The 13,282-nt window shown below is 60.7% G+C and carries 11 protein-coding genes and 2 pseudogenes; 7 read left to right on the top strand and 6 right to left on the bottom strand.

Annotation, left to right across the window (positions count from 1 at the left end; genetic code table 11):
• Positions 1-84: 84 nt before the first annotated feature.
• The 3 genes from xylB to AACV02_RS21490 all read left to right on the top strand — a co-directional run bounded on the left by xylB (position 85) and on the right by AACV02_RS21490 (position 3,033).
• On the top strand, positions 85-1,566 hold the full coding sequence (gene xylB, locus AACV02_RS21500; RefSeq protein ID WP_119741888.1) for a xylulokinase: 1,482 nt from the start codon (positions 85-87) through the stop codon (positions 1,564-1,566).
• Positions 1,567-1,578: 12 nt separating this feature from the next.
• Positions 1,579-2,517 carry a carbohydrate kinase family protein gene (locus AACV02_RS21495; RefSeq protein ID WP_119741885.1) on the top strand — a complete coding sequence of 313 codons (939 nt, stop codon included), beginning with the start codon at positions 1,579-1,581 and terminating at the stop codon, positions 2,515-2,517.
• 246 nt (positions 2,518-2,763) lie between these two features.
• Positions 2,764-3,033, top strand: coding sequence for a DUF2790 domain-containing protein (locus AACV02_RS21490; protein WP_119741883.1), 270 nt, complete (start codon positions 2,764-2,766; stop codon positions 3,031-3,033).
• Between the two features lie 91 nt (positions 3,034-3,124).
• Here AACV02_RS21490 and AACV02_RS21485 read toward each other — a convergent pair whose 3' ends face one another.
• Positions 3,125-3,388: a DUF1652 domain-containing protein gene (locus AACV02_RS21485; RefSeq protein WP_106577875.1), complete on the bottom strand. Its 264-nt coding sequence runs from the start codon at positions 3,386-3,388 to the stop codon at positions 3,125-3,127.
• Between the two features lie 246 nt (positions 3,389-3,634).
• A pseudogene (ilvA, locus tag AACV02_RS21480) lies at positions 3,635-4,627 on the bottom strand (threonine ammonia-lyase, biosynthetic); the annotation flags it as partial.
• Between the two features lie 278 nt (positions 4,628-4,905).
• On the opposite strand from ilvA, the gene AACV02_RS21475 reads away from it, so the two are divergent.
• Together AACV02_RS21475 and map are read left to right on the top strand one after the other, a co-directional pair.
• Positions 4,906-5,106, top strand: coding sequence for a ParD-like family protein (locus AACV02_RS21475; RefSeq protein WP_003190946.1), 201 nt, complete (start codon positions 4,906-4,908; stop codon positions 5,104-5,106).
• Complete coding sequence (gene map / locus AACV02_RS21470) at positions 5,106-5,861, top strand: type I methionyl aminopeptidase (RefSeq protein ID WP_106577873.1); 756 nt, start codon at positions 5,106-5,108, stop codon at positions 5,859-5,861. The genes AACV02_RS21475 and map overlap by 1 nt, the downstream gene beginning before the upstream one ends.
• 447 nt (positions 5,862-6,308) lie before the next feature.
• On the opposite strand, the gene AACV02_RS21465 is transcribed toward map, so the two are convergent.
• Together AACV02_RS21465 and AACV02_RS21460 are read right to left on the bottom strand one after the other, a co-directional pair.
• Entirely contained in the window at positions 6,309-7,247 is a 939-nt protein-coding gene (locus AACV02_RS21465) for a magnesium transporter CorA family protein (RefSeq protein WP_119741878.1), read from the bottom strand.
• Between the two features lie 6 nt (positions 7,248-7,253).
• The gene (locus tag AACV02_RS21460) at positions 7,254-8,840 is read right to left on the bottom strand and encodes a RimK family protein (RefSeq protein WP_094953807.1); all 1,587 of its coding nucleotides are present in this window, start codon (positions 8,838-8,840) and stop codon (positions 7,254-7,256) included.
• A gap of 94 nt (positions 8,841-8,934) precedes the next feature.
• Between AACV02_RS21460 and AACV02_RS21455 the strand changes: the two genes are divergently transcribed.
• Complete coding sequence (locus tag AACV02_RS21455) at positions 8,935-10,035, top strand: GNAT family N-acetyltransferase/peptidase C39 family protein (protein ID WP_119741876.1); 1,101 nt, start codon at positions 8,935-8,937, stop codon at positions 10,033-10,035.
• Here AACV02_RS21455 and sfnG read toward each other — a convergent pair.
• On the bottom strand, positions 10,019-11,104 hold the full coding sequence (gene sfnG / locus AACV02_RS21450; protein WP_106577869.1) for a dimethylsulfone monooxygenase SfnG: 1,086 nt from the start codon (positions 11,102-11,104) through the stop codon (positions 10,019-10,021). The genes AACV02_RS21455 and sfnG overlap by 17 nt on opposite strands.
• A 264-nt stretch (positions 11,105-11,368) precedes the next feature.
• Here sfnG and AACV02_RS21445 point away from each other — a divergent pair, with 264 nt between their 5' ends.
• Entirely contained in the window at positions 11,369-12,607 is a 1,239-nt protein-coding gene (locus AACV02_RS21445; RefSeq protein WP_119741874.1) for an acyl-CoA dehydrogenase family protein, read from the top strand.
• 411 nt (positions 12,608-13,018) lie between these two features.
• Here the strand turns inward: AACV02_RS21445 and AACV02_RS31000 are convergent.
• Positions 13,019-13,282 (bottom strand): annotated as a pseudogene (locus AACV02_RS31000) (hypothetical protein); the annotation flags it as partial.

The raw sequence follows: 13,282 nt of genomic DNA, 5'->3' as shown, positions 1-13,282 counted from the left end.
TGACCCACTGCTTTCGGGGGCAAGCCCCCTCCCACATTTGATCGGGTTTTCAATCCAAAAAACCACACTGCTGAGCACTCCACCATGACCCAGCAAAACCTTTACCTTGGCATCGACTGCGGCACCCAAGGCACCAAAGCCATCGTCCTCGACGCCACCAGCGGCAAGGTACTGGGCCTGGGCGCCGCCGCGCACACGCTGATCAGCGGCGCCAATGGCCGGCGTGAACAACATACCCAGGAATGGCTGGACGCCTTTACCGAAGCCACGCACCGCGCCTTGCAACAGGCCGGCGTGGACGGCCAGGACATCCTCGGCATCGGCGTTTCCGGCCAGCAGCACGGGCTGGTGCTGCTGGATGACCAAGGCCAGGTGCTGCGCCCGGCCAAACTGTGGTGCGACACCGAAACCGCACCCGAAAACGACCGCCTGCTGCAACACCTGGGTGGCGAAAGCGGCTCCCTGGAACGCCTCGGCGTGGCGATTGCGCCGGGTTACACCGTGTCCAAACTGCTGTGGACGCGCGAGCAGCACCCGGACGTGTTCGCACGCATCGCGCATATTTTGCTGCCCCACGATTACCTCAACTTCTGGCTCACCGGCCGCGCCGTCGCAGAGTTCGGCGATGCGTCGGGCACCGGCTATTTCAACGTGCGCACGCGCGAATGGGACGTGGCGCTGCTTCAGCACATCGACCCCAGCGGCCGCCTGCAAGCTGCCTTGCCTGAACTGATCGAGGCGCATCAAGGCGTGGGCACGATCCTGCCAGCCATCGCCGAACGCCTGGGCATCAACCCCAACGCCCGCGTCTCCAGTGGCGGCGGCGACAACATGATGGGCGCCATCGGCACCGGCAACATCGCACCGGGCGTGATTACCATGAGCCTGGGTTCGTCGGGCACCGTGTATGCGTTTGCCGATCAGCCGACTGTGAGCCCCCAAGCGTCGGTGGCGACTTTCTGCGCCTCCAGCGGCGGCTGGTTGCCATTGATTTGCACGATGAACCTGACCAACGCCACCGGCGTGATTCGCGAACTGTTCGACCTCGACCTGGCCGCCTTCAACGCCCTGGTCGCCCAGGCACCGATTGGCGCCGACGGCGTCAGCATGCTGCCCTTTCTGAATGGCGAACGTGTGCCCGCCCTGCCCCACGCCACCGGCAGCGTGCACGGCTTGACCATGACCAACCTGACGCGCGCCAACCTCTGCCGTGCGGTGGTCGAGGGCACCACCTTTGGCCTGCGTTATGGCCTGGACCTGCTGCGCCAGACCGGCCTGCAAAGCCTGCGCATCCGCCTGATCGGCGGCGGTTCAAAAAGCCCGGTGTGGCGCCAGATGGTCGCCGATATCATGAACACCGAAGTCGTCTGCACCGAACAAAGCGAAGCCGCCGCCCTGGGCGCGGCGATCCAGGCGGCGTGGAGCCAGTCCGGCGAGTCACTGGCCAGCTTGTGCGACAAATGCGTAAGCGTCGACCCGGCCAGCCGCACGCTGCCGGTGGCGGCCAGTGTCAGTGCCTACCAACACGCTTACGAGCGCTATCAACAACTCGTGGCAACCCTTTAAGAGCGAACGACTATGTATCTGGTGTGTGGCGAAGCGCTGTTTGATTTTTTCAGCGAGGAGGATGCCAGCGGTCAGGCGTCCAAGGTCAATTACAAGGCAATTGCCGGCGGCTCGCCGTTCAACGTGGCCGTGGGCTTGCGCCGTCTGGGCATCGACTCCGCGTTGTTCGGCGGGTTGTCCAATGATTTTCTCGGCCAGCGCTTGCTGCACGTGCTCAAGGACGAGGGCGTCAGCGAGCAATTTCTGGTCGAATTTCCCGCGCCGACCACCCTGGCGATGGTGGCTGTGGGCGCCAATGGCTCACCGCAGTACAGCTTTCGCGGCGAAGGCTGCGCCGATCGCCAGTTGCGGGTGGTGCACTTGCCCACGCTGGGCCATGAAATTCGCGGGCTGCACATCGGTTCGTTTTCGCTGGTGGTACAACCCATCGGCGACACGCTGCTGCACCTGGTCAAGCGCGAAAGCGGCAAACGCCTGATCAGCCTGGACCCCAACGTGCGGCTGAACCCGCAGCCGGATATCCAATTGTGGCGTGATCGCGTGGGCGAGTTGGTCAAGCATGCCGACCTGATCAAAGTCAGCGACGAAGACTTGCACCTGCTCTACCCCGACCAGTCGCCGGAAAGCGTGCTGCAAGGCTGGTTGCAGCACCGCTGCCAACTGGTGTTTCTCACCCGAGGCGGCGACGGCGCAACGGTGTTCAGTCGCCAGTACGGCAGTTGGTCTGCACCGGCGGTCAAGGTGGTGATGGCCGATACCGTGGGTGCCGGTGACACCTTCCAGGCGGCGTTGATTGCCTGGCTGACCGAGCAGCAGCTTGATTCGGTAGAGGGCCTGCAACAGCTGTCGCGCGAGCAGATCGACAGCATGCTCGGCTTCGCCATTCGCGCCGCCGCCCTGACGTGCGGCAAGACCGGGCCGGACCTGCCGTACCGCGCTCAGCTGGGTTGATTACCCATCACAGCAGGCCACGTCTTTGGTGGCCTGCTGTCAGAACGCACGCCGCCCCCGCAGGGCCGTCAGCGCGAACAAAGCCTGCTGGCCGAGACGGGTGGCGGGCACATCTAATGCGTTGGGCTGTTTGTCAGCCAACACCGCAAGGTTGATAGATGAAGGTTTTGTCAGCCAAGGCAAAATTAATCGATGGTTAATCCCGCGAGCCGACAGTGAAGGTGTACCCACTTGCGGAGAACTACCATGAAACTGCGCACTTTGATGCTTGGCAGCGCATTGGCGCTGGCATCCGTCTCTGGCCTGGCCCAGGCCGACACACAAGCCACTGCGACCAAACCGGTGCCCTACCAGTACGGCATGCCCATGAACGTTAAAACGGTGATTGCAATGCATGAAACCGACACCAACGTGTGCAAAGTCATCAACGCCGATATCAAGTTCGTCGATACTGCGGGCAAAGTCGAAGACGTCGGCTACCGGAAAATGTCCGAAGCCTGCGATTTCCAGAATTGATCCTTCGCACTGGCGACAGAACCGTATTGGGCCTGGCATCTACCAGGCCCGCAGTTCCCCAGTGACTCAACCTCGCAACAACGGCTGATGACTAGCCGCGCCCTCCCACTCTTTGCAGAGCGGTTGAATGGGTGTGTTTGAGGTCTTCGCGCAAGCCGCTGATCAGGTTGCAAATGGCTCGGCTGCTGTCGAGTTTGTCAGCGTTTATACCTTTTACTTCCAAATCCACCCGGTCGCGGTCACGGTCGTCATAGACTTTGATCGTCAACGAAGCATCTTCGGCTTTGGTGCATTCGCACCGTTTAGGCAGGAAACTTCCTTCAATAATACTGCGAAGTTCTAATTCCGAAAGCATGGCCAACCTCTCCTTTCATGAGACTGCCAACAGATTGTTATGTGTGCGGCAGGCGCGTGCCTGCCACGTCTTACCGACCCTGGAAGACGCTTACAATCACCAGCGTACTCGGCAAAAACCATTCTCGTTGTAACTTTTCCTCATAAGCGGCACGCGGGTTTATATAACTCTGAAAACTCAGCGCAAATCCTCGGCGAACAGCGTTGATGAAACGGTTATGCACTAAGTTGAACCTTGGGCTGCGACTCTTTCTGCAACATGTCGCAAACTATCAAAGTTGATATTTGCCCCGGAATTCACCGCCACCAGGGTTTGCCCACGCACCGCGTTTTGCGCCACGTACTTGCGGATGCCCGCTACCGCCAGCGCGCCGGATGGCTCGGTGATGGAGCGCGTATCGTCATAGATCAACTTGATCGCACTGCACAGCTGGTCGTTGCTGACAGTGATGACTTCGTCCACCCAGTCGCGGCAGATTTCGAAGCCATACGCGCCGATCTGCGCCACAGCCGTGCCGTCGGCAAACCCGTCAACGCTGGGCAACACCACACGCTCGCCCGCGCGCAGCGCTGCCAACAGGCAGCTGGAACCTTCAGGTTCGACACCCACGATGCGCACCTGAGGCCGCAGGTATTTGACATACGCCGCGATCCCGGCGATCAGACCGCCACCGCCCACCGGCACGAAGATCGCGTCCAGCGCGCCCTGTTGCTGGCGCAGAATTTCCATCGCCACGGTGCCCTGGCCGGCGATCACGTCCGGGTCATCGAATGGCGAAACAAAGGTGCAACCCGAGGTCTCGGCCAATTGCAGGGCATGCGCCAGGGCAAACGGAAAGCTCTCGCCGTGCAGCACCGCCTCGGCGCCTCGGGAGCGCACGCCGAGCACCTTCAACTCAGGCGTGGTGCAGGGCATCACAATGCTTGCCTTGATCCCCAGTTCGCGCGCCGCCAGCGCTACACCTTGGGCGTGGTTGCCCGCCGACGCCGTCACCACGCCCCGCGCCTTCTGCGCCTGCGTGAGCTGCACCAACTTGTTGTACGCCCCGCGGATTTTGAAAGAAAAAGTCGGCTGCAGGTCTTCGCGCTTGAGCAACACCTGATTGCCCAGCAAGGCCGAGAGTGCCGGTGCCGCTTGCAAGGGCGTGCGCACTGCCAGGTCATAGACCGGGGCGGCGAGAATCTTTTTCACATAGTGTTCAAGCAATGCCGTATCAGCGGTGTGGGGGACGGGGCACATGCTCATGGGGTGTCTCCTGGCTTTTTTACAGGGCCCCGAGACGGAAAAACAAAACCCGCCTCAAGGGCGGGTTGGGGTGCAGCCGTGTGCTATCCCGCCAAATGAGGAATGGCGGTAATAATGCTTGGCTGGCTGCGGAAGGCTTGAAATGTCATGTCACGAAATTAACCGCCACTCACCGGCCACGTCAATGCCCAACCACCCATTATCCAGCAGGGGTTTACGGCAAGCATACGAAACGTATACGCTTTGTATATCAATACAACACAGTGAACGTCATGGGCATCGTCAAGATCACCGACCAATTGCACGAACAACTCCGCTTGGCCAGCGCTGCCATGGACCGCTCCATCAACGCCCAGGCCGAGTTCTGGATCAAGATCGGCCTACTCGCCGAACTCAACCCGCACCTGCCCTACAACGAGCTGATCAACAAGCTGTTGCTGGACAAGCCCGACCTGATCCGGGGGCGCAGCTGATGATCAAGACGGCCGCCCAACTGGCAGTAATGCGTGAATCCGGACGCCTGCTGGCCAAGGTTTTCGACATGCTTGACGGCTTTGTCGCCGCCGGCCGCTCCACCCTGGAGCTGGACAGCGCCGTCGAGGCGTTCATTCGTAACGACCTCAACGCCCGCCCGGCAAGCCTGGGGCAATATGACTATCCCTTCTGCATCAACACCTCGATCAACGAGGTGGTGTGCCATGGCATGCCCAGCGCCAAGGATATTCTCAAGGACGGCGACATCATCAACATCGACATCACCTTGGAAAAAGGCGGTTTTATCGCTGACGCCAGCAAGATGTACATGATCGGCACCGTGGCGCCCAAGGCGCGGCGCCTGGTGGAACAGACCTTTGAGGCCATGTGGGCCGGCATTCGCCAAGTCAGGCCGGGCGCGCGCCTGGGTGATATCGGCCATGCGATCCAGAGCCATGCGCAGGCCAACGGCTACAGCGTGGTACGCGAATACTGTGGCCACGGTATCGGCCGCCAGATGCATGAAGAACCGCAAATCCTCCACTTCGGCCGCCCCGGCACCGGCCTGGAACTGCGTGAAGGCATGGTGTTTACCATCGAGCCGATGCTTAACCAGGGCAGCGCCAAGGTGCGCGACTTGAAAGATGGCTGGACGGTGGTGACCAAGGACAACAGCCTGTCGGCGCAGTGGGAGCACACCGTGGCGGTGACGGCCGACGGGTTTGAGGTGCTTACCTTGCAGGTGCCGGATTGAGAAGTGTAGATGTGGGTGTGGCGACTGGTGCTGGGGCCTTTCCATTATTGGAGTGACAGCAGTTAAGTGGTTAGATCACGAGCAAAGCCGTGGCGGCCTGATTTTAGACGCTGAACCCAATCAAATGTGGGAGCTGGCTTGCCTGCGATGGCATCAACCCTGTTTACCTGATGGACCGAGGTGCCTGCATCGCCGCCAAGCCAGCGCCCACAGAAATGCCCAGCACTGCATTGCTGCCAGCCGAATTCGGTCAACTTGTGGGAGCGGGCTTGCTCGCGAAGGCGGTGGAACAGTCAGCTCATTTGTAACTGACCCACCGCCTTCGCGAGCAAGCCCGCTCCACATTTTTGGATCTGATTACACCAAGGGATTCGGTGTGCAACGCGGGCCCGGAGCGTGGGTAAGGCGCACTACCAAACGGGCCTTAGCGCAGCAACGGCTGTGTACTCACACCACACTTGCCCCGCCCGCGATTCGCTTCAGCGCCAGCACCATCAAGCCCGCCCCCAACGCCATCGCGGCCATCAGCAGCGGGTACGACACCCACCACGGCGTACCCGCCGTCATCATGCTGAATTCCGACATGCCACCCACACTGGCAATCAGGTTAAGCGGCAGGAACACCACGTTAATCAGGGTCAACTTGCGCAGCAGGTTGTTCATGCTGTTGTTCATCAGGTTGCCGCGCGCATCGATCAGCCCGGAAAACACATTGGAGTAGATCTCTGCCTGCTTGTAGCACTGGTGGTTCTCGATGATCAGGTCATCGATCAACCCCAGGATCTCAGCACTGAAATGCTCTTTTTCAGCGTGATTACGCAACCGCGACAACACCGCGCCGTTGCTGTGCAGCGCATTGATGTAATAGATCAGGCTTTCGCTGAGGCTGAACATCTGCATCAGGTGATGGTTGCTCATCGACGCGTTGAACTGCTGCTGCAATTCGCGCGCAACCAGCTTGATCACCTTGAGGTGGCCCAGGTAGTGGTGGATGTTGTTGAGCAACAAATCCAGCAGCACATCCAACGGCGTGTGCAGCGGCCGGCGCGCGCCGAGCCCGGACAGCGGGGTTTCATCGGTGGCGATCACCAGCAGGCGATCCTGCGAAAACAACAAGCCGCACGACGACACCTCAAACACCAGGTTGCCGCCGCCGGAGTAGTTTTCCGGGCGTTTCCAGATCAGGAACAGGTTGTCGGGATGAAATTCGATGCGTGACACTTCATCCGGGTCAAGGGCCGAGGCCAGGGCATGTTCATCCAGCTTGTGGTGGTCGCGCAGCCATTCGCGTTCGGCCAGGTCCGGGTTGTTGAACAACATGATCGGCGCATCATCACTTCCCGCGCCGCACAACTTCCCACCGGTCAATTCAAAGCGCTGGATCATCGCGCGTCACCACACCTGGCCCTGGCGCTTCAACTCCAGGCGCCGCACGAACTCCTCCAGCACCAGGGCGTATAGGTCGTCTTGCAGGTAGGCGTCTTCGATACCGGCATCCATGTTGGGGTTGTCGTTGACCTCGATCACCACCACCTTGTCGCCGGACTGCTTGAGGTCAACACCGTAAAGGCCGTCGCCAATCAGGTTGGCGGTCTTCACCGCCAGCTCTACCACCGCCTTGGGTGCTTCGTGGACCGCCAGGGTGCGGCATTCGCCGTTGATGTCCTGGCCGATAGCCTTGTGGTTGTAAATCTGCCAATGGCCCTTGGACATGAAGTACTGGCAGGCAAAGATCGGCTTGCGGTTGAGTACACCGATGCGCCAGTCGTACTCGGTGTAGAAAAATTCCTGGGCCAGCAACAGCACCGAATGCTCGAACAACTCAGCGGTGGCCTTGAGCAAGGCCTCCTGGCTTTCCACCTTGATCACACCGCGCGAAAAACAGCCGTCGGGGATCTTCAACACCAGCGGGAAGCCCAGGCGCTCGCCCACCCGCTCGAAATCTTCCGGTCGCTCCTTGTACAGAATCTCGGTGGCCGGCATGCCCAGTTGGTGGCTGTTGAGCAGGTCGGTGAGGTAGACCTTGTTGGTGCAGCGCAGAATCGACGCCGGGTCGTCCATCACCACCAGGCCTTCGCTCTCGGCCTTCTTGGCGAAGCGGTAGGTGTGATTATCGACGCTGGTGGTCTCGCGGATCAGCAAGGCGTCGTACTCGGCGAGGCGCGAGTAATCCTTGCGCTCGATCAGTTCCACATCAATGCCCAGGCCCTTGCCGACCCGCACGAAGTTTTCCAGGGCGCGGGCATTGGAGGGCGGCAATTGCTCCTGCGGATCGTGCAGGATTGCCAGGTCGTAACGGGCCAGCCTGCGTGAACGCGGTTGGCGCCAGATCTTGCGGCTGAAGTTGTCGAGGGCGTGGGCAAACTGGTCTTCCTGGTCATCACGCAACTTGTGCAACACGCCGGATTTGACCCCTTCGATGTGCCAGCCGTTGTTCTTGCGAAACTCAACTAACAGAATCGGGCACGGGAAGGTTTCAAACAACTGACGGGCCAACTCCTGCAACGGCTCTATATTGGTCCGGCCAAAATAAAGTGTCAGGGTAAAGCCTTCGGTATTGCTGTAGAGGTGATGACTCAAGGCTTTATCGAGTGTTTTATCCAGGTCATCCAGCGACAGACCATACAGCGACTTTTTCGTCAGTTCACTGATGGTGCGCACCGACGGAATCACCTTGTGCCCGCGCGCCTCGGCCAGCAGCGAGCAGTAGTAACCGTGTCCCAGGTACTTGTAGCTGCGGCACAGGTTGATCACCTGCACGCGCTTGCCCGTCTCGTTCTCGCGGGTTTGCTCGAGGTATTCCTGGGCGGTGACGATGTCTTCGCTGGGAAAGTAGGAGGCCCAATCTTCCTTGCGTTCGACAATGATCACGACTTGACTGGAGCCTTTAAGAGGTGGAGAAAAATAACCCTTGGAAGTTATTGTCGCCGCGACAGTTTGCTCGGATACTTCACGCCAATGACTTTGTACCGCCGACATAATATTTGATCCGCTTTAGAGAACTCGACCTTTTCTATTAAGCACGATCTTTTAGAGAAGTCCCGTTTCGTTACGCAACTTTTACGGCGGTCATATGGCTCTTTCCTTTCGCGTTGCAACCCCCGCTGACGTGCCCGAATTGGTGGCACTGGAACAGCACTGTTTCACCACCGACCGGCTTTCGCCGCGCAGTTTCCAGTGGATGATCAGCCGCGCTCATGGCCAGTTGCTCGTCGCCGAAAATGACGGCGTTTTGCTCGGTTACGCCTTGGTGCTGTTCCATCGCGGCACCTCACTGGCTCGCCTGTACTCCATCGCCATCGCCGAACATGCGCGCGGCATGGGCCTGGGCAAGCAGTTGCTGGCGCGCATCGAAGCCTGCGCCGTGGCGCATGATTGCGCCTACCTGCGCCTGGAAGTGCGCACCGACAACCCCGGCGCCCTCGCCTTGTACGAGCGCAATGGCTACCGGCGCTTCGCGCTGATCAATGACTATTACGAAGACCATGCACCGGCCCTGCGCCTGGAAAAACGCATCGTCCAGCACCAGGACGCGCGCCCGCAAAACGTGCCGTATTACCAGCAAACCACCGACTTCACCTGTGGCGCCGCGTGCCTGCTGATGGCCATGGGCGCACTGGTGCCGACGCGCGTGGCCGGCCGGCGCGAAGAGCTGCAGATCTGGCGTGAAGCGACCACCGTGTTCATGACCGCCGGCCACGGCGGCTGCAGCCCGCAAGGCTTGGCTCTGGCAGCATGGCGCCGGGGCTTTCGCGTGCGCATGCAAGTGAATGTGCGCGGCCCGCTGTTTCTGGACGGCGTGCGCGACCAACATAAAAAGGACGTCATGCGCCTGGTGCACGAAGCATTTGAAGAAGAACTGGCCGGCAGCGACGTCGAGCAGGTGTTCGGCGGCGCGTTGGATTTGCCGCAGGTATTGCGCGATGGCGGGCAGCCGCTGGTGTTGATCAGCAGCTACCGCCTCACCCGCTCCAAATCGCCGCACTGGGTGATGGTCACCGATTGCGACGAGGACTTTGTCTACCTGCACGACCCGGATGTGGACCACAGCCAGCACCGCCAGCCCCTGGACTGCCAGCACTTGCCGGTCAGTCATGGGGAGTTCGAACGCATGTGCCGCTTTGGCAATAACAAGTTGCGCGCGGCGGTGGTGCTCTTCAAGCCACTTGCTTGATCCCGGCCTTGGCTTCCAGCTCACGCACCAGCGGCAGCACGCGTTTGCCGAAGTATTCGACTTCCTCCTGGAAGTGCAGGAAGCCGGCTAGCACCAGGTCCACGCCCACGGCCTTGAGCGCGACGATGCGCTCGGCAATCTGCTGCGGCGTGCCGATCAGGTCTGTCTTGAAGCCGTCGTTGTACTGCACCAGGTCTTCGAAACTGGATTTGGCCCAGTTGCCCTCGCCTTCCGGTGAGGCTTTGCCGGCCTGCTTGGCCGCGTCACCAAAGGCATTCACGGCCTCCGGGTCGGCCTTGTCGATGATTTCAGCGAGCACCGCGCGGGCTTCTTCTTCGGTGTCGCGGGCGATCACAAAGGCGTTTACGCCGACTTTGACCGAATGGTTATTCGCCGCCGCTTTGGCGCGGATGTCATCGACCTGAGCCTTGATGCCTTGCGGGGTGTTGCCGTTGGTGAAATACCAGTCCGACACGCGCGCCGCCATGTCCCGCGCGGCGCGCGAGCTGCCGCCCTGGAACACTTCCGGTTGGCCAAGGGGCTTGGGCTTGAGGGTGTAATTGTTGAAGCGGTAGAAGTCGCCCTTGAAGGTGAAGTCGTCCTGGGTCCAGATGCCTTTTAACGCGCGGATGAACTCCTCGGAACGGCGATAACGCTCATCGTGTTCCAGCCAGTGTTCGCCGATGGCCTGGAACTCGCCCTTGAACCAGCCACTGACGATGTTCACCGCGATACGGCCATTGGTGAGCTGGTCGATCGTCGCCAGTTGCTTGGCCGCCAATGCCGGTTGCCACGGGCCGGGCAAGATGGCGGCGATCACCTTGAGCGTGGTGGTCGCCGCCAGCAGCGCATGGCTGAAGGCTACGGATTCATGCTGGTTTTCGGCGCCGTAGCCGGCGGTGAAGCGAATTTGCGTGAGGCCGTATTCAAAACCGGCCGCTTCGGCCAACTGCGCCAGTTTGCGGTTGTAGTCGATGCCCCAATGGGTGCGTTGCTCGATCTTGCTGACCACCAGCCCACCGCTGACGTTGGGCACCCAATAGGCAAATTTCACGGCTTGCTGACTCATCTGGCAGTACCTCGCACGAAGGGATGTTCCAGGGCTAGAGCAGCAAGCGTGCCAGGCCGGTGCAAACGCCCTGGCCATGGGCGTCGCGGTAAAAATGCCAATCTCGCAGGGCTGAGCTGTCAATGTCATGGATCACACCGGTTTGTCGATCCGCTGTTGCCGGAGCAACAGTGAATGGCCCGCCTTCCCCGCAAACACGGGCTGCCGCCATCGGCACGAACTGTGCAATCCCCCAAGGACTGATACTGCCAAGGAGCTGCCCCCATGACCGAGCAACACGTCATCAACCCGCTGTCCACGGGTGCTGATTACCCCACGTTGGCCGCGCGTTTTCGGCCGATATTCGAGCGCATTGCCGCGGGTGCGGTAGCGCGCGAACAGACCCGCGCCCTGCCCTATGAACCGATCCAATGGCTCAAGCAGGCCGGCTTTGGCGCAGTGCGGGTGCCGGCGGAATACGGCGGCGGTGGCGCGTCGCTGCCGCAGTTGTTCGAGTTGCTGATCGAGCTGGCCGCTGCCGATTCGAATGTGCCCCAGGCGTTGCGCGGGCATTTCGCCTTCGCCGAGGACCGTCTGAATGCGCCACCCAGCGCTGGCCGCGACCTGTGGTTCAAGCGCTTTGTCGACGGCGACATCGTCGGCTGCGCCTGGACCGAAATCGGCAACGTGGCCATTGGCGAGGTGGCCACTCAAGTGAGCCCCGACGGCGATAAATGGAAACTCAACGGTGAAAAGTTCTACAGCACCGGCAGCCTTTTCTCCGACTGGATCGACGTGTACGCCCAGCGCAGCGATACCGGCGCCGATGTGATCGCCGCCACCCGCACGCGCCAGCCTGGCGTGGTGCAAAGCGATGACTGGGATGGCTTTGGCCAGCGCACCACCGGCAGCGGCACCAGCCGTTTTACCGATGCCGTGGTGGACGCGGAAAACGTCATCGACTTTGCCACTCGGTTCAAGTACCAGACCGCGTTTTATCAGTTGGTGTTGCTGGCGAGCCTGGCCGGGATTGGTCGTGCGGCACTGAGCGACGTGGCTCATCAGGTGCGCAGTCGCAAGCGCATCTACAGCCACGGCAATGCCGCGCATGTCAGCCAGGATGCGCAGGTTCAACAAGTGGTGGGTGAGGTGGCGGCGCTGGTGTATGCCGCCGAGGCCAGTGCGTTGAAGGCGGCGGTGCCGGCGCAACAGGCGTACCTGGCGCGGTTTGCGGGGGATGAGGTGGCCGAGCGGGAGGCGAATGTGGCAGCCGAGATTGAATCGGCGACGGCGCAGGTGGTGGTGTCGGCGCTGGTGCAGCGGGCCACCACGGAGTTGTTCAATGCGCTGGGGGCGTCGGATGTGCGCCAGGGTAAAGCGCTCGATCGCCACTGGCGGAATGCCCGGACGGTGTCGTCGCATAATCCGGTGATCTACAAGGCGCGGATTGTCGGGGACTGGGTGATTAACGGGACTGAGCCGCCGTTTGTGTGGCAGATCGGGAATGGGCCGGCCAGGGGGTAGGCTTTTTTGATCGCTAAGGGTTGGGGTGTATATCCGTTTTTTGGGTGATGGCGGGTATGGGTTCCGCCCTTACGGCGGGTCACTTTGGAAAAGCCCCAAAGTAACCAAAGGGCTCTTGCCCCACCACTCGGCACCTCGCCTGGGCTCGGTGTGCCCTCACGCAGGCTTGAATCCGTGGGCCGCCGTGACGGGCCATCCATGGCCCAACACGGCTAACCCGGCGTCCTGCCGGGTTACCCACGGATTCAAGCCTGCGTTCGGCCAGCGTGGTTTAACGGGGCGCCTAAGATCAAAATCAAAAGCAGATCAAGATCAACAGCAGAGCACGGCGGCCTGGTAGCCGACCTGAGTGGTTAGATCAAAAGCGAAGGCGAGGCGGCCTGACAGCCGACCTGGTTCTTGAAGATGAACTCAATCAAATGTGGGAGCTGGCTTGCCTGCGATGGCATCAACTGGTTGTGCCTGATACACCGAGGTGTCCGCATCGCAGGCAAGCCAGCTCCCACAGAAAAGCCAAGCAGTGCGGTGCTGAAGGCTGAACGCGGTCAACTTGTGGGAGCGGGCTTGCTCGCGAAGGCGGTGTGTAAGTGATAAATGAGCTGACTGACCCACCGCCTTCGCGAGCAAGCCCACTCCCACATTTGGATTTCTGTGAATCAGATAGATAGGTGTCGG

The organism is Pseudomonas sp. Larv2_ips (genome assembly GCF_963879675.1).
Taxonomy (GTDB): Bacteria; Pseudomonadota; Gammaproteobacteria; order Pseudomonadales; family Pseudomonadaceae; genus Aquipseudomonas.
This window is presented reverse-complemented; position numbering and strand designations above follow the sequence as displayed.